General features: G+C 53.8%; 19 protein-coding genes. 14 read left to right on the forward strand and 5 right to left on the reverse strand.

Going from position 1 to position 21745, the window contains the following annotated elements; genetic code table 11:
- The first annotated feature begins 26 nt into the window (after window positions 1-26).
- The 8 genes from atpE (at window position 27) to ACK4IR_RS09250 (ending at window position 10040) form a co-directional block, all read left to right on the forward strand.
- Window positions 27-275 carry an ATP synthase F0 subunit C gene (gene atpE / locus ACK4IR_RS09215; protein WP_297050668.1) on the forward strand — a complete coding sequence of 83 codons (249 nt, stop codon included), beginning with the start codon at window positions 27-29 and terminating at the stop codon, window positions 273-275.
- A gap of 61 nt (window positions 276-336) precedes the next feature.
- A complete protein-coding gene (locus ACK4IR_RS09220) occupies window positions 337-753 on the forward strand; it encodes a F0F1 ATP synthase subunit B' (RefSeq protein WP_409874073.1) in 417 nt (138 codons plus the stop codon).
- A gap of 11 nt (window positions 754-764) precedes the next feature.
- The gene (locus ACK4IR_RS09225) at window positions 765-1295 is read left to right on the forward strand and encodes a F0F1 ATP synthase subunit B (RefSeq protein WP_409874074.1); all 531 of its coding nucleotides are present in this window, start codon (window positions 765-767) and stop codon (window positions 1293-1295) included.
- Window positions 1292-1849: an ATP synthase F1 subunit delta gene (atpH, locus tag ACK4IR_RS09230; RefSeq protein ID WP_409874075.1), complete on the forward strand. Its 558-nt coding sequence runs from the start codon at window positions 1292-1294 to the stop codon at window positions 1847-1849. The genes ACK4IR_RS09225 and atpH overlap by 4 nt, the downstream gene beginning before the upstream one ends.
- Window positions 1850-1891: 42 nt before the next feature.
- Window positions 1892-3403 carry a F0F1 ATP synthase subunit alpha gene (gene atpA, locus ACK4IR_RS09235; protein ID WP_409874076.1) on the forward strand — a complete coding sequence of 504 codons (1512 nt, stop codon included), beginning with the start codon at window positions 1892-1894 and terminating at the stop codon, window positions 3401-3403.
- Window positions 3404-3578: 175 nt separating this feature from the next.
- Entirely contained in the window at window positions 3579-6110 is a 2532-nt protein-coding gene (locus ACK4IR_RS09240; RefSeq protein ID WP_409874077.1) for a sugar phosphate nucleotidyltransferase, read from the forward strand.
- Window positions 6111-6156: 46 nt separating this feature from the next.
- A complete protein-coding gene (gene nblS, locus ACK4IR_RS09245) occupies window positions 6157-8115 on the forward strand; it encodes a two-component system sensor histidine kinase NblS (RefSeq protein WP_409874078.1) in 1959 nt (652 codons plus the stop codon).
- 200 nt (window positions 8116-8315) lie between these two features.
- The gene (locus ACK4IR_RS09250; protein WP_409874079.1) at window positions 8316-10040 is read left to right on the forward strand and encodes a ShlB/FhaC/HecB family hemolysin secretion/activation protein; all 1725 of its coding nucleotides are present in this window, start codon (window positions 8316-8318) and stop codon (window positions 10038-10040) included.
- On the opposite strand, the gene trpA is transcribed toward ACK4IR_RS09250, so the two are convergent.
- Window positions 10037-10831: a tryptophan synthase subunit alpha gene (trpA, locus tag ACK4IR_RS09255; RefSeq protein WP_409874097.1), complete on the reverse strand. Its 795-nt coding sequence runs from the start codon at window positions 10829-10831 to the stop codon at window positions 10037-10039. The two genes, ACK4IR_RS09250 and trpA, sit on opposite strands and share 4 nt — an antisense overlap.
- Window positions 10832-11018: 187 nt before the next feature.
- Between trpA and ACK4IR_RS09260 the strand changes: the two genes are divergently transcribed.
- Entirely contained in the window at window positions 11019-12260 is a 1242-nt protein-coding gene (locus ACK4IR_RS09260; RefSeq protein WP_409874080.1) for an FtsW/RodA/SpoVE family cell cycle protein, read from the forward strand.
- Here ACK4IR_RS09260 and ACK4IR_RS09265 read toward each other — a convergent pair.
- The 3 genes from ACK4IR_RS09265 to ACK4IR_RS09275 all read right to left on the reverse strand — a co-directional run bounded on the left by ACK4IR_RS09265 (window position 12257) and on the right by ACK4IR_RS09275 (window position 16708).
- A complete protein-coding gene (locus ACK4IR_RS09265; protein WP_409874081.1) occupies window positions 12257-14140 on the reverse strand; it encodes a PhoX family protein in 1884 nt (627 codons plus the stop codon). The genes ACK4IR_RS09260 and ACK4IR_RS09265 overlap by 4 nt on opposite strands.
- Before the next feature lie 142 nt (window positions 14141-14282).
- Window positions 14283-15875: a dipeptide ABC transporter ATP-binding protein gene (locus ACK4IR_RS09270; RefSeq protein WP_409874082.1), complete on the reverse strand. Its 1593-nt coding sequence runs from the start codon at window positions 15873-15875 to the stop codon at window positions 14283-14285.
- Window positions 15876-15889: 14 nt separating this feature from the next.
- Window positions 15890-16708: a photosystem II manganese-stabilizing polypeptide gene (locus ACK4IR_RS09275; protein WP_409874083.1), complete on the reverse strand. Its 819-nt coding sequence runs from the start codon at window positions 16706-16708 to the stop codon at window positions 15890-15892.
- Window positions 16709-16954: 246 nt separating this feature from the next.
- Here ACK4IR_RS09275 and ACK4IR_RS09280 point away from each other — a divergent pair, with 246 nt between their 5' ends.
- The 4 genes from ACK4IR_RS09280 to ACK4IR_RS09295 all read left to right on the forward strand — a co-directional run bounded on the left by ACK4IR_RS09280 (window position 16955) and on the right by ACK4IR_RS09295 (window position 19501).
- Window positions 16955-17272, forward strand: a complete 318-nt coding sequence (locus ACK4IR_RS09280) for a hypothetical protein (RefSeq protein ID WP_409874084.1) — start codon at window positions 16955-16957, stop codon at window positions 17270-17272.
- A gap of 16 nt (window positions 17273-17288) precedes the next feature.
- Window positions 17289-17492: a hypothetical protein gene (locus ACK4IR_RS09285; RefSeq protein ID WP_409874085.1), complete on the forward strand. Its 204-nt coding sequence runs from the start codon at window positions 17289-17291 to the stop codon at window positions 17490-17492.
- 172 nt (window positions 17493-17664) lie between these two features.
- Window positions 17665-19215: a serine/threonine protein kinase gene (locus ACK4IR_RS09290; protein WP_409874086.1), complete on the forward strand. Its 1551-nt coding sequence runs from the start codon at window positions 17665-17667 to the stop codon at window positions 19213-19215.
- Window positions 19216-19330: 115 nt separating this feature from the next.
- Window positions 19331-19501: a chlorophyll a/b-binding protein gene (locus ACK4IR_RS09295; protein WP_011056299.1), complete on the forward strand. Its 171-nt coding sequence runs from the start codon at window positions 19331-19333 to the stop codon at window positions 19499-19501.
- Window positions 19502-19735: 234 nt separating this feature from the next.
- Here the strand turns inward: ACK4IR_RS09295 and ndhM are convergent, their stop codons facing one another.
- On the reverse strand, window positions 19736-20071 hold the full coding sequence (ndhM, locus tag ACK4IR_RS09300; protein WP_409874087.1) for a photosynthetic/respiratory NAD(P)H-quinone oxidoreductase subunit M: 336 nt from the start codon (window positions 20069-20071) through the stop codon (window positions 19736-19738).
- Window positions 20072-20340: 269 nt separating this feature from the next.
- Here ndhM and ACK4IR_RS09305 point away from each other — a divergent pair, with 269 nt between their 5' ends.
- Window positions 20341-21744, forward strand: a complete 1404-nt coding sequence (locus ACK4IR_RS09305) for a cation:proton antiporter (protein WP_409874088.1) — start codon at window positions 20341-20343, stop codon at window positions 21742-21744.
- Window position 21745 lies beyond the last annotated feature (1 nt).

The raw sequence follows: 21745 nt of genomic DNA on the forward strand, positions 1-21745 counted from the left end.
CCTACTACGTCTCGAGGAAATCAACTATGGATCCGTTAGTCGCTTCTGCTTCTGTTTTGGCTGCTGCTCTGGCTGTTGGCTTGGCTTCTCTAGGACCCGGCCTAGCTCAAGGGAATGCTTCTGGTCAAGCTCTAGAAGGGATTGCGCGGCAACCCGAAGCGGAAGGTAAAATTCGCGGTACCTTGCTGCTGACCCTTGCGTTCATGGAGTCCCTGACCATCTATGGTCTGGTGATTGCGTTGGTGCTCCTGTTTGCCAACCCCTTTGCATCCTAATTAACCCCAGTGGGGGAGGCTTGGATGAGCTTTCCCCCGGTCCCCCATTCTGGAGAGGCTGATGTTTGATTTTGATGCCACCCTACCCCTGATGGCTGTGCAATTCCTAATCTTGACCGTCATTCTGAATGCGCTGCTGTACAAGCCCTTGGGTCAGGCATTGGACAGTCGGGATGAGTATATCCGAACCAATTTGCAGCAAGCTAAGGAGCGGTTGCAACAGGCCACTGAACTGGCTCAGCAGTATGAGCAGGAATTGGCCAGTACCCGTCGTCAAGCCCAAGCCCTGATTGAAGAGGCCAGAGCCGAGGCACAAAAAATTGCCACTGCCGAAATTGCCGAAGCACAGCAGGCCGTGCAGGCAGAATTACTCAAGATTCAAGCAGAGATTGATCAGCAAAAACAAGCGACACTGCAAGCGCTTGAGGGTCAAGTTGCCAGCTTGAGTGAGCAGTTACTATCAAAATTACTGGCCTAGGAGTGTGGGTCATGGACGCAGTATTTCTATTGGCAATGGAAGAGGCGGGGCACTTTGGTCTTAACACCAACTTGCTCGAAACCAATGTGATCAACCTTGCCATCCTGATTGGGGTATTGGTGTACTTTGGCCGAGGTGTCCTTGGCAAAACCTTGGCCGATCGCCAGCAACAGATTGCCGCTGCCCTTGCGGACGCAGAAGAACGCCAGAAAGTGGCTGCTGCCCGCCTTGCTGAAGAGCAGCAAAAACTGGCTCAGGCCAAACAAGAAGCGCAACGCATTCGCGAAGAGGCTCTTGCCCGTGCCAAGGCTACAAAAGAAGAACTCATCGCCCAAGCTAAGCGGGAAATCGAGCGCCTGAAAGCGGCTGCTTCCCAAGATACGAGCGCTGCTACGGAGCGGGCGATCGCTGAAATTCGTGAGCGGATTGCCGCTATGGCACTTGCAGAGGCCGAAAACCAACTCAAAGCGCGTTTGAGCCAAAATCCAGACCTTCAACGCACCCTTGTTGATCGCAGTATTGCCCTACTAGGAGGCAAATGATGCAGACCACTGTCCGTGGTGAACTTGTTGAACCCTATGCCGAGGCACTCCTGTCATTGGCACAAGCCCATAACCTCATTGATCAGTTTCAGCAGGATACGCAGTTAATTCTGGAACTTTTGGCCAACTCCAGTGAACTGCAACAGTTTCTGGCGAATCCACTGATCAAGGCTGAAGCCAAAAAGAATGTGCTGCGGCAGTTAACCGTGGATAAGGTACACGGCTACTTCCTCAACTTCTTGATGTTGCTTGTGGATCGGCGGCGAATTAACTTTCTTGGCCCTATTTGTGAGCAGTATCGTGCTCTTGTACGCAAGCTCCGCAATGTGGTCTTGGCAGAAGTCACCAGTGCCGTCGAACTCAACGACGATCAACGCCGTGCAGTGGTCGAAAAGGTCAAAGCCATGACCAGTGCTGCCGATGTGGAGCTTGTCACTGCCTGCGATCCCGAACTGATTGGGGGCGTGGTGATTAAAGTGGGTTCCCAAATCTTTGATGCCAGCCTGCGGGGTCAACTCCGCCGCCTCAGTCTCACCTTGGCGCAATCCGCCTAACGTTTCCTTTGTCAACTGTTCAACCCTTGAGAGCGACTTCCTATGGTAAGTATCCGACCCGACGAAATCAGTAGCATTATTCGCCAACAAATCGAGCAGTACGAACAGTCGATCAAAGTCGATAATGTCGGTACTGTTTTGCAGGTGGGCGATGGTATTGCCCGTGTCTATGGCCTTGACAAAGTGATGGCCTCAGAATTGGTGGAATTTGAAGACGGCACCGTGGGGATTGCCCTTAACCTCGAAGAAGATAACGTGGGTGTGGTGCTGATGGGTGATGGCCTTGGCATTGAAGAAGGCAGTACAGTGCGCGCCACCGGCAGAATTGCCTCAGTGCCTGTTGGAGAAGCAGTGATTGGCCGTGTGGTGGATGCCTTGGTTCGCCCGATTGATGGCAAGGGAGAGATCCACACGACGGCGACTCGCCTGATTGAATCCCCCGCTCCCGGCATTGTCCAGCGCAAATCCGTGTGTGAGCCGCTGCAAACGGGGATTACCGCCATTGACGCCATGATTCCCATTGGTCGTGGTCAGCGGGAACTGATCATTGGCGATCGCCAGACGGGGAAAACAGCTGTTGCCATTGACACGATTCTGAACCAGAAAGGCCAAGACGTGATTTGCGTCTATGTGGCCATTGGTCAAAAAGCTTCCAGTGTGGCTCAAGTGGTGAACGTGCTGCGGGAGCGGGGTGCGCTGGACTACACGATTGTGATTGCTGCCAACGCCAGTGATCCAGCCGCCTTGCAGTACCTTGCCCCCTACACAGGTGCCACCATTGCTGAGTACTTCATGTACCAAGGCAAGCACACCCTCGTCATCTATGATGACCTCTCCAAACAGGCTCAAGCCTATCGGCAAATGTCGCTGCTGCTGCGTCGTCCCCCCGGTCGTGAAGCCTATCCAGGGGATGTGTTTTATCTCCACTCTCGCCTGCTGGAGCGTGCTGCCAAACTCAACGATGCCCTCGGCGGTGGCAGCATGACGGCCCTTCCTGTGGTTGAAACCCAAGCTGGTGACGTGTCTGCCTACATTCCCACCAACGTGATTTCCATTACCGACGGTCAAATCTTCCTCTCCTCTGACCTCTTTAACGCCGGCTTGCGTCCTGCCATTAACGCCGGGATTTCTGTGTCGCGGGTAGGCTCTGCTGCCCAAATCAAAGCCATGAAACAGGTGGCGGGGAAACTGAAACTGGAATTGGCGCAATTCGATGAACTGCAAGCCTTTGCCCAGTTTGCCTCCGACTTGGATAAAGCCACCCAGAACCAACTGGCGCGGGGTCAACGGCTGCGGGAAATTCTTAAGCAGCCCCAATACTCGCCGATTCCGGTGGAATACCAAGTGGCCACCATTTACGCCGGTACCAATGGCTACCTTGACGATATTCCCGTTGAATCTGTGGCCAAGTTTGTTGCCGGTCTGCGGGACTACCTGCATACGAGCAAGCCAGAATACGGCGAGATTATCCGCACCACCCAAAAACTGGACGAAAAAGCTGAAGCCCTCCTAAAAGAGGCGATCGCCGAATATAAAGCTGGCTTTACTGCCTAGGCGCGATCGCGTCCTATCGTCAGTCTGAACCTGCCCTCCACAAGGGTAGGTTTTTTTGTAGGCAGCAGGGTCTGGAGTGTCAAAAATGATTGCAGTTTCCCTGACCCGACCCCCTGAGCCTTCCGTCCTCTCCTACACTGGAATCCTAGGGCGAGGTTTGACAAAGGAGAAAACAGTGCGTGTCGTCCTTATGGCAGGGGGAAGTGGTACTCGGCTGCGCCCCCTCACCTGCGATCTACCCAAACCAATGGTGCCAGTGGTCAATCGTCCCATTGCCGAGCATATTCTCAATCTCCTGCGCCGCCATAGCCTTGATGATGTAGTCATGACATTGCACTATCTCCCCGATGTCGTGCGGGACTATTTTGGCGATGGAAATGAGTTTGGTGTGCACCTGAGCTATGTTGTTGAGGAAGAGCAGCCCCTTGGCACAGCAGGCTCGGTAAAAAACATTGCCACTCTCTTGACGGATCCCTTCTTAGTGGTCAGCGGCGATAGCATTACCGATGTGGATTTAAGCGATGCTCTGCGTTTTCACCAGCAGCACGGTGCTCCCGTAACTCTGATCCTTGCCCGTGTGCCTCAGCCCAAGGAGTTTGGCATTGTCTTTACCGATAGCGATGGCCGGGTGCGGCGGTTTTTGGAGAAGCCCTCCGCAGGGGAAGTCTTTACAGATACAGTGAATACGGGCATCTACATCCTCAGCCCCACTGTGATGGATTATCTCAATAGCGGTATCGAGCGAGATTTTTCGCGGGATTTGTTCCCGTTGCTGTTGCAAGCGGATGTGCCGATGTATGGCTATATCACCGATGCCTATTGGTGCGATGTCGGTAGTCTGCAAACCTATCAACAGGTGCAACAGGATGCCCTTTATGGCCGTGTCCACTTGGAGATTCAGGGGCACGAAATTCAGCCACAAATTTGGGTGGGGCACAACACCACCCTAGCCCAAACGGTTCAGCTACAGGCGCCGCTGGTCTTGGGAAATAACTGCCGCTTCGGTGCGGGGGTCACCCTTGGAGCAGGGACGGTCTTGGGGGATAACGTGATTGTTGGCAATGGCAGTCGCTTGCGCTCAGTGGTGGCTTGGAGTGGCTGTTTTATTGGGGATGACAGTGAATTGGAGCATTGCATTTTAGCGCGTCATGTCCACGTCGATCGCCATGTGACACTACACGAAGGGGTAATTATTGGCAGTCGCTGTGTAGTGGGCGAGGAAGCCAGCCTCAGTCAGGGGGTGCGGCTCTGGCCGGGAAAACGCATTGAAGCAGGCGCCATTGTGAATGAAAGCCTGATCTGGGGCACAACGGGGCAGCGTTATCTCTTTGGTCAGCGGGGTGTGGCCGGTGTGGCCAATGTGGACATTACACCGGAATTTGCCGTGCGGCTGGCGGCAGCCTATGCCTCCACCCTAGAGCCGGGAACCAGTGTGCTGGTGTCGCGAGATCAGCGAAATGTGTCGCGGATGGTGGCCCATGCCCTGATGTCGGGGTTGATGTCGGTGGGGATTCATGTCCTCAACTTGGAGGCGATCGCCCTGCCGATTGCCCGCTTTGCCGCCCAAACCCTCTCAGTCAGTGGGGGGATTCATGTGCGTGCCCATCCCGATCGCGCCGATCAGCTCTTGATTGAGTTTTTTGACCACAAGGGCATCAACCTCAGTAAAGCCAAAGAGCGGCAAATTGAAACCGCCTACTTCCGCGAAGAGATTCGCCGTGCCCTGCTGACGGATGTCGGTGTCATGACCCATCCCAACAACTGTGTGGCCGCCTATGCCCAGGGCTTTGAAAAGTGGCTGAATACACAACTATTTTACGGTAGCCCCGCCAAAATTGTGATTGACTATGCCTATGCCGTTTCTGGGGTTGTCTTGCCGCAAATCCTCAGTAAGTTTGGCTGTGATGCCGTGGTTCTCAATGCCACTCTCCACCCGACGCCCCTAAATATTCTCGAGCGCCAGCGGCTGCTGCGGGAACTGGGACAGGTGGTGACAGCACTTTCTGCCAGTTTAGGAGTCCAAGTCTCGGCCAATGGCGAACGGTTGACCTTGGTGGACAATGCCGGTCAAGTGTTTAGTGACCAAGAACTCACAGCTCTAATGACCTACTTGACCCTCTTGACCCATCCGGGAGGGACAGTAGTAGTGCCGGTTACAACCTCTAGTGCCGTGGAGGCGATCGCCCGTCAGCAAGACGGACAAATTATCCGCAGTCGCACCAACCCGACCGATCTCATGGAAGCCTGCCAGCACCACAGTGGCGTTGTCCTTGGGGGTGCCGCAGAAACGGGTTTTATCTTCCCGCAACTGCATCCGGGATTTGACGCCATGTTTACAATCGCCACCTTGATCGAACTGCTGGCACTGATTGGTAAGCCCCTCACCGGGATGCGCCAAGAACTGCCCCGCGTCCACTACTATCACCGTACGATTCGCTGTCCTTGGATTGCCAAAGGGTCATTGATGCGCCACTTAGTGGAAACCCATCCCCGCAACCATTTAAGTCTCATTGACGGCGTCAAAATTGGTGAACCCAATACTGACCACTGGGTGCTGATTCTACCCGATGCCAGTGAGCCATTGGTACACCTGTATGTCAACAGCCCCGATGCCACATGGAGTGAGCAGATGCTACAACGCTATAGCCGCCGCATTGAAGAGTTTGCCCGTTTGGAACCCCTCTCAGATGCCACAATAAAGATGTAACCAAAATCCCGTAGAATCAGGGAAAATTTTTCGTACATTAGGCGCAATGGTGGTTTTGAAAACGGAGAAAACCCAAGGGAACTGGAGCGATAAATTACGGGAAATTGCCCGTTGGTGGTCAGAATTCAAGATTCAAACCCGCCTCATGGCCACAGCAACCCTTGTGGTCTCGATCATCATGAGTGGCCTCACCTTTTGGGCGGTAAACACCATTCAAACCAATGCCCACCTCAATGACACCCGCTATGGCCGCGATTTAGGGTTACTCCTAGCCGCTGATGTAGCACCCCTCGTGGCCAAAGGGGATACCGCTGCCGTCGCTGAATTTTCCCGTAAGTTCTATGAGCGCAGTGCTAGCATTCGCTATATTCTCTATGCGGATCCCGAAGGGGAAATTTACTATGGCCTGCCCTACTCTGCCCCTCAAGTGGAAAGTGCCCTGACGCTCCGCCGCCGTATTCAACTGCCAGAGACCTATCGTGCTAGCCAAGAACCCTTGGTGCGCCAACACCAAACCCCTGATGGCCTAGTTGCTGATGTTTTTGTCCCCCTGACCTTTAATGGTGAAAACTTAGGGGTTGTTGCCTTGGGGATTAACCCGAACCAAGCGTTTATTACCTCTGCCAATCTTACCCGCGATTTGACGATCGCTGTCTTTGTTTCGCTGTGGATCATGGTGATTTTGGGGGGCGTCTTCAATGCCCTCACCATTACCCAACCCATCAAAGAATTGGTGCAGGGGGTAAAAAACATTGCAGCCGGGAATTTTAAGCAACGGATTGACCTGCCCTTTGGCGGTGAATTGGGGGAGTTGATCACCAGCTTTAATGACATGGCCGAGCGTCTTGCCTCCTACGAAGCCCAAAACATTGAGGAACTCCAAGCCGAGAAAGCCAAACTGGATACCTTGGTGTCCACCATTGCCGATGGGGCAATTTTGCTGGATACAGACATGCGGATTATTCTCGTGAACCCCACAGCTCAGCGCCTCTTCAATTGGGAGGGCATGAACGTCATTGGCCAGAATGCCCTCAACTGCTTTCCAGCACCTGTGTGCGAAAAACTCACTTGTCCCCTCTACAAAGCGTCTCGTGGGGAGTCAGAGGGGGGAGAATTTCGGGTGACGCTGCAAGAGCCTAGCTCGCGATCGGTACGGATTCTGCTGACAACAGTCATGGATGTGCAGCGGGAAAACCCCAAGGGCATTGCGATTACGATTCAAGACATTACCCGTGAGGTGGAACTCAACGAAGCCAAAGCGCAACTGATTAGCAATGTCTCCCATGAGTTACGCACACCTCTGTTCAATATCAAATCGATCATCGAAACCATTCAAGAGTACGGCAGCAGCCTCAGTGAAAAAGAGCAGCAGGAATTCTTAGAAACCGCTAACCACGAGACCGATCGCCTGACTCGTCTTGTCAATGATTTTCTCGATATTTCCCGCCTCGAATCGGGTCGCCCCTATCAGTTTGGTTCCGTGCAGATGGCGCAGGTGATTGATCAGATCATGCGCACCTACCAACTCAATGCTGCCAATAAGTCCATTACCCTGACTGCTGAGGTGGAAAACCCACTGCCACCGGTTTGGGGCAACTACGATCTGCTGATTGGTGCGCTTACTAACTTGGTGGGTAATGCCCTGAAGTTTACGCCCGAAAATGGACGAGTGACGATTCGTGCCTATGTCTGGCATCCCCCCAGCGATCCAGAGCAGGAACGGGTGCGGGTTGAGGTGGCCGACACGGGTATGGGCATTGCCCCAGAGGATCAACCCCGCGTTTTTGAACGGTTTTTCCGCGTCGAGAATCGCGTGCATACCCTAGAGGGAACCGGGCTGGGGCTAGCGATTGTCCAAGATATTATCCACAAGCACAATACCCAAATTCATTTAATTAGTGAATTGGGGGTCGGCAGTACCTTTTGGTTTGATTTGGCCATTGATGAATCTGCCCTTGTTGATAGCCCTGATGGTACTGCCCAAACGGCGCTTCCCCCAGCTTGATCGCGTTTACAGAGGGATAAGGGCGATCGCCCCACCTTGTCAACAACCACAAATAATCCGCTAAAATCTGAAGGCAAGAACCGATAACTCCTCACACCAATGCATCCTTGGGTTGTCCCCACAGGAAGAAGAGCACAAATCTTAGCATCTATTCTGCTGCTTGATGTAAAACCAAATTATTAAACATTGGGGTTGAGGACGTGAAAAGAAACTTATTTACACCCGTTGCCATTCTTTCAATTCTCGGCAGTACGGGCGCGACGTTACCTGCTCTGGCAATTCCAATCATTACCCCCACCCAGCAAGACATTCAGCCCCCCCTACCAGATTCACCCCCCCTACCAGCCCCCTCACCACCAATTCTTGAACCCCCTCCTTCACCCCCTAGCCGGCCCTCCGAGTCGGAAAGTATTTTAATACCTGTACAGAAAATTGTTGTTGAAGGTAGCACTATATTTGGCCCAGCAGAATTTGATCCAATTATCAAGCCCCTTGAAGGGCGACAGGTGACGCTTGCAGAACTACAGGGTGCAGCCGATGCAATTACAAAACTCTATCTAGAGGGAGGCTATTTGACTTCTCGCGCCATTTTAGGTGAGCAGGTGGCACGGGATGGGGTGATCACGATTCAAGTGCTTGAAGGCCGTCTAGAGGACATTCGTATTGAAGGCAATAAAGGGATTATCCAGCGCTATATTCGCAGTCGTATTGCTCTCGGTGCGGGCGTGCCCCTCAACTCCAATCGCCTAGAAGAGCAGTTGCGCCTCTTGCGGACAGATCCCCTCTTTGCCAATCTGTCTGCTAGTCTGCGACCCGGTACGACGCCCCAGGACAGTCTCTTGCTGGTACGGGTGGTTCCTGCCCGCTGGTTTAATGCCGCCTTTGGTCTGGATAACAACACACCACCGGCGATCGCTCCCAATCGCGCCACGGCCTTTTTGGGATACAACAACCTCAGTGGTCGTGGGGACAGTATTTACGGCTCCTATGCGATTGGTAATAACCTCGGCACGTTTGACTGGGGAGCGTCCAACGCCGTGGAGTTTGGCTATAGCCTACCCCTCAATGCCATGAATGGCACCTTCACCATTCGCACAGTGCAAGCAGACAGCGAAATTACCCGCCCCCCCGCCCTTGCCGCCTTCAATATTCGCAGTGAATCCTCGATTTACCAAGCGAGCTTCCGTCAACCGGTGATTCGCAATATCCGCGAGGAACTGGCCTTTGGCATTGGCTTCCTCATGCAGTCAGCCCAGACATTTGTCGGTGGGGTGCCGGCTGTCATTTCCATTGGGTCTGACCGATCGGGCTATAGTGCCACCCGAGTTCTTGAACTCAGCCAAGAATATACCCGCCGGGATCCCCAAGGGGCATGGGTCTTTCGCTCGCAGTTCAACTTTGGCCTGCCCATCTTTGGCGCCACAGAAAACCCTAGTCCGACGCCGGATGGTACCTTCTTTAGCTGGCTGGGACAGGGGCAGCGGCTACAACGCCTCTGGGCAGATAATTTCTTGATTTTGCGCACCGATGTCCAGCTTAGTCCCAATAGCCTGCTCCCGTTTCACCAGTTTGTGATCGGCGGGCCTCTGTCGGTGCGGGGTTACTCGACCAATGCCCTTTCCGGGGATAATGGCCTGCGGTTCTCCAGCGAAGCTCGTTTTCCCGTACTGCGCACCGCCAATCGTCGCCCCCTCATTTCCCTTGCTCCCCTCTTTGATCTGGGGGTGGTCTGGAACAATAGCCGTAATCCTGCGGGTGCAGTGCCCAATAATGTGATTGCCGGTCTAGGCATGGGACTGTTGGTGCAACCGACCCCGAACTTGGACATTCAGTTCCAGTACGCGGCGCCACTGATTGATCTGCCTGGTCAGACCCGCAGCTTACAATCCGATGGCATTTACTTTTCGTTGACGGTGCGTCCCTAGGGCGTATCAAGGGCGGTGCGCAGTGACTGACAAAACTCGGCCACGGCGGCGACCCCCTGATCGGGTTCTGCCAGACGTTTGACAAAGGCACTGCCGACAATGGCGGCATCGGCGCCCCAATCGCGAACTTGGCGGGCATGCTCGGGACTGGCAATGCCGAACCCCACCCCAATGGGCTTGGGGGTGATCTGCCGTAGGGTGTGCAACAGTTCCTGAACGCGACTGGCCATTTCTTGGCGCATGCCCGTGACGCCGGTGGTGCTGACTAGGTAAATAAATCCTTGGGAAGCGGTGGCGATCGCCTGCATCCGTTCCGCTGAGGTGGTGGGCGCAATCAGTAGTGTCAATTCCAAGCCCAAATTCGCTGTCTCGGCGAGTAGGGGTTCCGCTTCCTCAAGGGGCAGATCAGGAATCACTAACCCCTTGATTCCGGCTTGGGCAACGGCTTTAAGAAATGAAGAGACCCCCCGATGATAGATGGGATTGTAGTAGGTAAATAAAATCAGTGGTGCCCTGAGTTGACGGTGCAAGTCCGTTGTCATTTCTAAGACCGCCTCGAGGCGAGTTCCCCGTTGCAGGGCGCGGGTGGCGGCGGCCTGAATTATCGGTCCATCGGCCAAGGGATCTGAATAGGGCATCCCCAGTTCAATCACATCTGCGCCATGGGCATCCAAGACTTTGAGGGCGGCAACCGTCGTCTCTAAATCAGGATCGCCGGCGGTCAAAAAAGGAATGAGGGCACAGCGTTGGTGGGCACGACATTGCGCAAAACGTTCAGAAATAGTAGGCACAGTCACGGGCAGTGGCTCTAAAAGATGCATCATAATTGTGCCAGATTAGATACAGCCCTTTTCTGAGATACATACAGGGGAGACACTCTTCTCTGCTGTGGTTGGTGAAATTTCGCGCTTTTGCCATCCTTGTGCAAAGGGCTGTGCTGTTCTTATAGTGGCAGGTGCCGGTGAGGGTCATCTAAGCGTGAGTTGGTGGCGTTTTCTTCCCTTTGGCGATCGCCTGCAGCAGTGGACACTGGAAGCCCGCTTGCTCCACTGGTTGACCCTTGTCTGGATTGGCCTCGGTTTGGTTGTCCTCTTTTCTGCTAGTTTTCCTGTGGGCTTGGCTGAAACAGGGGATGGGCTGTACTACTTTACGCGCCAGTTGTTGTGGCTTGCCCTTGGCTGGGCGGGGTTTCAACTGTTTTTGCAGCTACCCCTGCGGCGATCGCTCCAGATGGCTATTCCGGGCTTCTTTTTGTTTCTGCTGCTGATCTGGGCAACACGACTACCGGGGGTCGGAACCACGGTGATGGGCGCCACCCGCTGGATTAGTATTGGCTCTTTTCAACTCCAGCCCTCGGAGATGATGAAGCCTTTTTTAGTCCTGCAAGCGGCTTGGGTGTTCAGTTCTTGGCGGCGGCTACACCTGAAGGCGCGTTGTTTTTGGCTCACTGCCTTTGCCCTCACCCTGCTGGGGATTTTAATTCAACCCAACCTCAGTACCACGGCTCTCTGTGGCATGACGTTATGGCTGATGGCCCTTGGTGCAGGTTTACCCTTGGTGCCCCTGCTGTTCACAGCCATGAGTGGCTTGGGCTTGGCAGTCCTCAGTATCAGCATTAACGAGTATCAACGGCGGCGGGTCATGTCCTTCCTCAACCCTTGGGCCGATGCGATGGGAGATGGCTACCAACTGGTGCAGAGTCTTTTGGCCGTTGCCTCAGGGGGTATTTTTGGCACGGGCTATGGCTTTTCACAGCAAAAGCTTTCCTACTTGCCCATCCAGCATACGGACTTTATTTTTGCGGTTTATGCCGAGGAAATGGGGCTATTGGGGTGTCTGTTGCTACTGGCACTACTAGCGACCTACGGATGGCTGGGAATGCGGGTGGTGAATCAGGCACGGGATCCCCTTGTCCAACTCATTGCCTTGGGAGCGACGGTGATCATGCTCCTACAAGCCCTGATTAATATTGCGGTAGCCATTGGTATCCTACCGACAACGGGGCTACCCTTTCCCCTCTTTAGCTATGGGGGTAGCTCAATTATGGCCAGTCTGGCGATCGCCGGCCTGTTGATTCGCTGTGCCCGTGAAGCGCAGCCGGCGGAGGTAATTACCTTTCCCAATCCTCCGCCAGTTCAACCCCCTCGCCGCCGTCGTGCTGCGCCGGTCGTTCCCTTACGCCCCAATGGAATCGGTCGCCCTTCTTCGCGGCGGCCCTAGGCTGAAATTTCCTGACCATCGGAGCGCCACACGGCAATCACAGACGGCCGAGGCACTACCACTCCCTCTCCATAGGGCCAGCGCGTTGACAGCTCGGCGGTGGATTTTGCCCCTTCTCCCGGATGCTGAATGGCACAAAAGAAAGTCCGATAGTCGCTGCTAAACTCAGGGCCACAGATTTCACAGCCCGGCACCCCTGAGAGGAACATCTTGAACTCACGGCGGAAGGGATTGAGAACGTAGATGCCATCGTTTTTCTGAAGGCGGCTTGAGCCGGGATTGCCATCGGTTGCAATCCAGACATTGCCCCGTCTATCAAAGGCAAAGTTATCGGGTGCCGAGATGGCCGGCACGGTTTTGTCCACTGCTTGACCGTAGAGGAGAAGTTGCCGATTAGGGACAGTGGCCGCCGGTTCACCACAAAGCAGCGGAATCTGCCACTGAAAGCGCAGAGCAGTGGGGTCGCCACCGGCTTCGGCAATTTCCAGCACATGACCCATGACGTTCTCGGTGCGGGGGTTGGCGCGATCGCTAGCCGTGCGCCGCTCATTGTAGGTTAGCGCCGCCCAAATGGTTTTGGTGACCGGGTTCCACTCCACATCTTCCGGGCGATCCATTTTGGTTGCCCCCAAGGCATCGGCAGCACCACGGCTGTTAATTAGGCACAGACCGGGATCGGCTTGGAAGACCTCGGGCAATGCCGGGTTAGGGATGATTTGCTTGCCTTGGATAGAAGCAATTTGCAGCCACTCGCCCCCCAAGTTCTCGTTAAAGCGAGCCGCATAGAGGGTGCCCTCATCCAGCAGTCCCCAATTGGCCTCCCGCTGACGGGGGTTGTACTTGCCTTGGGTAACAAATTTATAGATGTACTCAAAGCGGGCATCATCCCCCATGTAGACCACCACCCGACCGTCTGGGGCAACCACCGTTGTGGCCGCCTCGTGGCGAAACCGACCCAAGGCAGTGCGCTTCACCGCCGCACGATTGGGATTGAGGGGATCGACCTCCACTACCCAGCCAAAGCGAAAGGCCTCGTTGGGTTCTTTTTCAATATTGAACCGATTTTCGTAGAGATAAAACCCATAGCGATCGGCGCGATCGCTGGGAACCCCATAGCGCTTGTGCAGTTCCCGCACCTGGCCGCTCAGTGATGCCTCGCTGCCTCCAAAATAGCTGTGAAAGTTCTCCTCGCAGGTGAGAATGGTGCCCCAAGGCGTCTTGCCGGCAGCGCAGTTGTTGAGGGTGCCATAGACCAGTCTGCCCCGGGGATCATATTGGGTGCACATCAAGGGATGTCCCTGCAGGGGGCCGCCGATTTCGCAGGGCGTGGAGCCGGTAATGCGACGGTTATAGGAGGAACCCTTGACATAGCGCCACCCTCCCCGACTGTGGGGCTGAATTTCTACCACCGATACACCGTGGGCTTCCCGTTGCAGGGCAGCTTGCCAGCGGTTGGCTCGCCCCTCAAAGCCTTGAAACATCAGCTCGGGATTGGTGTATTCGTGGTTCACAACCAAGAGACGCCGACCTCGAGGAGCCTCCATATAGCCGACAAAGTCGCAATTGTAGCCAAAGCAGCGCTTCTGCCGCTCCACCATTGCGGCTGTGACCTGCTCGTGCAAACGGTTCCAATCCAGCGGCAGACCCTGATCAAGGGGATCGCCCCAACCAATCACCAGACCATTGTTAAATCCCGGCGGCAGAGTCACTTTGTCTTCACTGTTGGGATAAATTGTCGCAAAGCTCTGCGAGGATAAAGAGACGGCGACCTTCTCCTCCAGTCCGCTGAGGGCAAAGCCGGCAGCTCCCCACAGAGCCGTTTTGAGAAAATCCCGCCGCCGCAGCGTCCGCTGCAAAATGTCACCGAAGTACTCTCCCATACTGTTAGTCAACCTCACCGCTTTGATCGGTAGCCTTGTAAACAACTTCACGCCCTCAAGTTAAACACCAAACGTTAAAGACGGTTAAAGGTTTGGCAAAGAAATCGCTCTATCTCCAAGGTGACCCAGCGCAGCTATGCAGCTACAAAGCGGCAGCAAGAAGCTTTTGCGTGTAGGGATGTTGCGGGCAGGCAAACAGTTGCGCCGTGGGGGCCAGTTCGACAATTTGGCCGGCGTACATCACCGCAATGCGATCGCAAAAACTGCGAGCCACCGCCAGATCGTGGGTAATAAAGAGATAGGTGAGTTGCAACTGCTCCTTTAACTGCTGCATCAGCGCCAGCACCTGCCGTTGAATATGGGCATCGAGCATACTCACCGGTTCATCACAAACCACTAATTGGGGGTGGGTAATCAGGGCGCGGGCGATCGCCACCCGTTGGCGTTGCCCCCCCGATAGGGCATGGGGATAGCGATGAAGGTAGGCTGCGGCGGGGGTTAATTCCACCTGGGTCAACATCTGGCGTACCCGCTCTTGGGCGGCCTCTTTTGCCATTAGCCGGTGAATCAGCAGGGGTTCCAGCAAGTTTTGTTCCACGGTCATTTTTGGGTTGAGGCAGGCGTGGGGGTCTTGGAAAATCATCTGCAGATCGCGGCGGGCGGTGCGCAGTTGAGCCGCGGGCAACTGACTTAAGTTGCGCCCCAAAAAGACCACTTCCCCGGCATGGGCAGGAATCAGTTGCAGAATCAAGCGGGAAAGGGTACTTTTGCCACAGCCCGATTCCCCCACCAGGCCAAGGGTTTCGCCGCGGTGCAATGTCAAATTGACGCCATCCACAGCACGGATGGTTGTCTGCGGCTGTAGCCATCCCCCCAAGCGGTAGTGCCGCCGTAAATTGCGCACCTGCAGCAGTGCCGGGGTAGCGTCCAAGGGCGGAGACGGTCGGCAGGGGAGTTGGCCGGCCGCCAAGAGGGATTGGGTATAGGGGTGCTGCGGCCGTTGCAGGACTTGGCAAGCTGTGCCCACTTCAACGATTTTGCCTTGGTGCATCACGGCAAGGCGATCGCAATACTTGGCCATCAAAGCCAGATCGTGGGAAATGAGTAACAGCCCCCGCTGCTCCTCTTGGCACAGGCGCGTGAGTTCAGCGAGAATTTCCGCCGCAACGGTCACATCTAGGGCTGTGGTGGGTTCATCGGCAATGATCAAAGGCGGATGCAACAGCAGCGCTAGGGCGATCGCCACCCGTTGACGCATGCCGCCACTCAACTCATGGGGATACTGGTGAAGGCGATTGGCCGGAATTCTCACCCGATCCAGCACGTCAACAATGCGCTGCCGCCGTTGGGAGCGACCCAAAGCCGGCCGATGACTCCGCAATAGCTCATCGCAGTGGTCATAGACACTCATTAGCGGATTGAGGCGGCTCAGCGGATCCTGAAAGACCAAGCCGATTTGCTCACCCCGCAGCCGCTGCAACTGGGAAGAGGTTAACCCCAAGAGGGATTGCCCCTGAAGGGTAATCGCTCCAGAAACCTGTGACCCCGGTGGCAACAACTGCAAAATGGCCTTGGCGATCGTGGATTTACCGCAACCGGACTCCCCCACCAAGCCCAACCGCTCCCCTGCAGCTACGCAAAAAGAAACACCATCCACCACGACTGTTGCAGCAGATGATGTCTCTGTTGGGGGATAGGCGACCCGCAGTTCCCTGAGTTCTAAGAGAGTCGCCATTTGTTTTTTCGATCCTAGGCAGGCTCAATGCGGGCGTAGAAGACCCCTTGAATTTTCACCTCGTGGGGGTCATGGGCACCCATATCATCATCGGAGAGTTGCTCACTTTCAAAGGTGCCAGCAATTTCACCCGTGCGGCCATCCACTTTCGCCACATTCAGAGAAATTTCACCCTTGGTAAGCGAGAAGCGCTTCACATTGGCGCGAGCCAGTTCTTCTTCTTTGCCCTGGGGAATGGCGATCGCTGAGTCATAACCAGAGGCCAAGCCCCGTCCTTTGGGATCCAAGAAATTAGCGGTGCGATAGGAAGGAACGTTGAATTCCCCCTTGAAATCGGTTGACGTGGTGATGCTGGTAATGTTGGGCTGAGTACTCGCCACCAAGTTTTTCACCGTAAACAGCAGTGGGATGCGCTCGCCACCGGGCATTTGCACTGTCACTGGTTGGAAATCAATCCCATCCTCTTCTACAAAGGTGAGGCTGCCATCGCTGTTGACCTTGAGTTCCCCTTGAATTTGATCCAAGCTTGTGGTTTCGCGGGTCACCAATTTTGTGGGAACAAATTCGGCCTCTTGGCGTTTGTTCTTCGGCTCTTCCTTGACCAAAAATGTCGTCGGCTGCAAGCACAGTTGGGCAATGCGATAGGTTTGAGAACTATCAATGGGGTAGGCACCACGCGCCGTATCATCAAGGGTGGGGCACTTGTTGGCCAGGCCTGTACCGACAATATCGTCATAGGTTAAAGTCTGTTTTGCGGCAAAGGCGGGGGCACTCAAGGAAAAAATTCCTAGACATACCGCCAGCAGAGTCGCCATTAAAATGCGATATTTCATGGTTAACCTCAGAAGTCAAAGCATCTCAAAGCAGTCAGAGTGTGGGAGATACCCCTGCGTAAGAGTCCAGTAAAGGCAGCCGTGCGACTACCTTATCAATCCATGATTATACGGAGGTTTGCGATCGCCTCAGAAAGGAAATTTTCGCAGATATTTTAATTTCACAAGAGTAAAAACTGGTACTGGTCTCTCTTCGAATGGAGCCGCAAAGTAAACTAGTAAAAAAGCAGGATCGGGAGTGGATTCATGGATGACAGCGAGTTGTTTGCTGTTTTTGTTGCCGATGTTGTCAATGGTGCTGAGAGCCTTGCCTCGAATCCCAACTATCGCATTGAATCCGTCTTAGGCACTTTGCAACTGGTGGACAACAAAGGGGGGGTTATTGCCACGGTCAAAAGTGAAAATGGTCAACCGCAGATCATAGTGAAGCGTTACTGCGATGCGTGGGAATCTTTGCGACAAGCATTGACCTATGGTTCATTTTTCCCAGATCTTGCTCAAAATAAGGCACAACTGGTGCCCTTTACCCGTGCCGCCATTCCCGAATGGCTATCAACTCTATGATTGTGCTGCCAGTGAAATGTGGCGCAGTTGGCGACGGAGAGTTGTTGATCATGTGCATATCTATACCGCGAATCACTGGCGATCGGTGGGAGAGATTTCCTGTAGTGGCGGTGTCGTCTTTATCCCTGTTCCCGATCTCAATAAGGAGATCCAGATTACGGGTTCCTCACTGATGTCTTGGTTAGGAGTTGCCAACGCTGAGAACCCTAAAAATACTTAAGAAACTATGGGTTAGGGGGAGCGATCGCTCTAATGAATTCAGGCACAACGTCAAGACTCTAAAGGATAATAGACATATAACCATAACTATAGCGTCTGAAGTAATCCGAGAACGGACGATCGACCTGTTTGCGATCTCGTGAGCCGATTTCCCTTTTTTCTTCGAGGCATCTATGTCAGACCCGTCCCGCGACACCAATATTGGCCAAGTTCTCATGAATCGGTATCGGCTGACGGAGCTGATTGGCAAAGGCTCAATGGGGCGGGTATATCGCGCAGAGGATATTCTCCTTGGCGGCGTTCCAGTTGCCGTTAAATTCCTTTCGCAAACCCTGCTCAACGATCGCATGAAAACCCGTTTTGCCCAAGAAGCGCGAGCGGGTGCCCTCCTCGGCCAGAAAAGTATGCACGTGGTGCGGGTGCTTGATTACGGCATGAATAATGAGGAAATTCCCTTCTACGTCATGGAATTTTTGCAAGGGGAAAACCTCAGTGATTTGCTTCTAGAAGAACCCCTACCCTTAAGCCGATTTCTGCGAATTGCCCGCCATATGTGCCTTGGTCTTCAGGTTGCTCATGAGGGAATTATTATCGAAGGCCAAAAATGTCCCATCATTCACCGTGACATCAAACCCAGCAATGTCCTTGTGATTCAGGACAATACCCTAGGGGAACTCGCCAAGGTGTTGGATTTTGGGATTGCCAAATTTTTGGGGGATGCCTCTGAAAAGGGGCAAACCTCTTCATTTATGGGCACTCTGGCCTACTGTTCACCAGAGCAGATTGAAGGACGGGAATTGGATCACCGCTCTGACATCTACAGTCTTGGCATCACAATGTATGAGCTACTCACAGGCAAGATGCCCATTCAGGCAGAAACCCACTCCATTGGCAGTTGGTTTAAGGCACACCATTTTCAAAAACCCATGCCCTTCAGTGTCGCGAGTCCGGGGCTAAATCTCCCTCCTGCCCTTGAGGAATTGATCATGGCCTGTATGGCCAAATCCCCCGCCGATCGCCCCCAAAACATGGGTGAAATTATTAAAGTCCTCGTTGCCCTTGAGGAGCAGTTTGGCATTGGTCGAGTGACTCAGCCAGGGGTAGAGGTTACTGCGGCAAAAGTCTCTCAGCCGCCAGAACACCAATCCCAACCGCCTGTTGCCCTTGCTACGGTTGAAGAAGTCTGCTGGCAGAGTGTTTGGCCTGCCGATAAACCGGTGGCGGAAATTGTCTTTCCCATGCCTCTATATGCGCAGCGGGAATCAGCGGCGTCACTGTGGGTGATGTTGCCTCGGGCAGAGATCGATCGCCGCATGCTTAATATCCGCTACAACCAGTTTCTCTTCACCACCAGCCCCCATCCGATGATCCTTTGGATTACCGCTATCTACGATCCCAAGCAGGGTCCACGTTGGCTGCCTTGTTATCTTGATATGAAACTGCCACGCAACCAAGAGCTTTGCCTTTTGCTCTCAGAGACCGGCTACTATCCGCTGCTCTTTTTCTCCCTTGAGGATCCGCAACACTGCATCAATGTCCGCACGTTTACGATCGCCACCTTCCAGCGGCAACTGCTACGGGATTGGCTGCAAACCAGTAAAAGCTTGCCCAGTTCAGCCCCCGCGATTGTTAGCCGCAACCTCCTCAAAGCAGAGTTTGAAAACTACAAGCCGCAAATCCTTGCCAAGTTAGAGAACGTGAAGATGGCTACAGTTATTGATTAGAGATACCGCGATCGCCCTCTAGGGCAGCAATAGAGAAAAATATATTAAGAGTTGTTGCGCAATTGGTAAAGAATTGTTACAGTGAGGATACAGGGTTCGATCAGGAGTCAAAACCATGGAAGATACCAAAACCATCAAAGCCGAAGATCGCAATGCATGGGTGTTTGGGTTTACCCCTCAAGCTGAAATTTGGAACGGTCGCCTCGCCATGATCGGCTTTGTGGCGGCGCTACTCACAGAACTGATCACCAAACAAGGCGTGCTTCACTTCTGGGGTCTCCTCTAGACCTTAACTCTCTCCCAATTTTCAGCGGTCAAAGTGTCATTTTGAGGTCAGTAATGGCCTCTTTTTTTTTGGCCAATTGACAGCTGGCCGAAGGCAAACATCGCCCTTTTCACAGGGAGGGAAGAGACTCAAAACGATGAAAGCCACGCTTCAGAGCGGATTGCGCTCCCTTTAGGAAACCAAAAGACTGTAGCGGGAAAGTGCCTGTTGAATCGCGGTTGCGAATGAACGAATCTAGGCGTGATTGACGCGGGGAATCCCTAAGCTGTAGTTGCGCACACGGCTGTTGAGGTTATAGCCAATTTCCCCCTGCATCAACAACGAGCGAATAAAGTGCTCCAAGTCCGAGCCAATCCGCCGCAGATTGTATTCCGTCAAGTCCTCGCCTGCGGCATTGGCCACCAACTCTTGAAATTTGGCTTCCACCTTTGCGAGGGCAGCCTCATTCCACTCCAGCTCGTTATCGGGATCGACATTCAGCGTCAGCGTTTCCGTATCGGGATGAACTTCACCGTTAACCACATAGCCGGCATAGATATGAACGTGGCGTGTGGTGGACTTTAGTAGCATAGGGGAATTGACTCACTCACAAGGGGACAGTCATTCATTCACGCTTCTACTATACCAAGAATCTTGTCGCGGAAAGTTTAGAAAAACTCATGCCTCAACCCAAGAATTAGAATGTGCTGCTCCCCCTTTTGGTAAGGATTGAACACACTCAACTCAATGGCAGTCCAAGGTCTAAATAGCACCATGTCCTAAGTTTAGAAAACGGCCGTTCGGTTGAGGGGAAGGGGAAGGCGTGGTTAACTTAGTAAAGAGTTTTCAGATGTCTTCTTATGCCCTTGACAACGCTATTTCTTTGGCCTTTGCTTGCCGATACGCCCGCAGAATCGGTCAACTTGACCGAAGTCGATCCATTGATCTTGGCGGCTGTTTTGCTGAGTCTGGTGGTGATCTATTTGGCAAGCAAAGTGGGCGGTGAGACTTGTGCCCGCATTAACTTCCCACCGGTACTGGGGGAACTGGTCGGCGGCGTGGTGGTGGGTATTTCCGTCTTGCACCTGTTGGTCTTTTCCGAGGCAGGTTCAACGGAACCCTCAGTACTGACGACCTTTATTCAACAAACTGCCGGCATGGAGAGCACCGTTGCCTCTGTGGTTGCCAATACCGCCAGTGAGGTTATCTCCGTGCTCTCCGAGATTGGCGTCATGATCCTGCTGTTTGAGATTGGCTTAGAGTCGGATTTAGAGGGCTTACTCAAGGTGGGCCCCCAAGCGGCTGCCGTTGCCATAACTGGGGTAGTGGCACCCTTTGTGGCAGGAACCCTTGGGCTGGTGACGCTCTTTCATGTGGACTTGGTACCGGCTATCTTTGCCGGGGCAGCGCTCACGGCAACGAGCATCGGCATCACGGCCAAAGTGCTTGCAGAAATTCAACGCCTCACTTCCCCGGAAGGTCAAATCATCATTGGGGCAGCCGTTCTCGATGATATTCTCGGCATTATTGTGTTGGCGGTGGTGGCCAGTTTGGCGAAAACGGGCACGGTTGAGATCGGCAATGTGGTCTATTTGATCCTCAGCTCCGTTGTCTTTTTGGTGGGGTCTGTCGTGGTGGGGCGGTTGTTGAGTCCTTTTTTCCTAGGGATGGTGGATCGCCTGACGACGCGCGGTAACTTGCTGATTCCCTCCTTGATCTTTGCTTTTGTTCTGGGGTATGTGGCCGTGATGCTGCAACTGGAAGCAATTCTCGGTGCTTTTACCGCCGGCTTGGTCTTGGGGGAAACCGAGAAACGGCGGGAACTCGAGGAGCAGATTTTGCCCATTGCCGATATGCTGGTACCGGTGTTCTTTGTCTGTGTGGGTGCCCGCACCGATATTAGCGTTCTCAATCCTTTGGAACCGGCCAATCGCGCAGGTCTGATTATTGCTTCGTTCTTGGTAGTCGTGGCCATTGTTGGTAAAGTAGTCACAGGAGCAATAGTCTTTGGTCAACCGGGAATTAATCGGTGGGCCGTCGGTATTGGGATGGTACCGCGGGGGGAAGTGGGGTTGATCTTTGCGGCGGTGGGGTCTGCCAGCGGGGTGCTCTCGAAGGCTTTAGATGCCGGTATTATCGTGATGGTAATTGTGACCACATTCGTGGCACCGCCCCTGCTGCGTTGGGTCTTTAAGTCAGCAACCGCGGCCACAGCGGCCTTACCCACCTCAGATGTAGCGGTGGAGTCTCCTCCAGAAGGATAGC

Source organism: Thermosynechococcus sp., assembly GCF_046299635.1.
In the GTDB taxonomy this organism is placed as follows: Bacteria; Cyanobacteriota; Cyanobacteriia; order Thermosynechococcales; family Thermosynechococcaceae; genus Thermosynechococcus.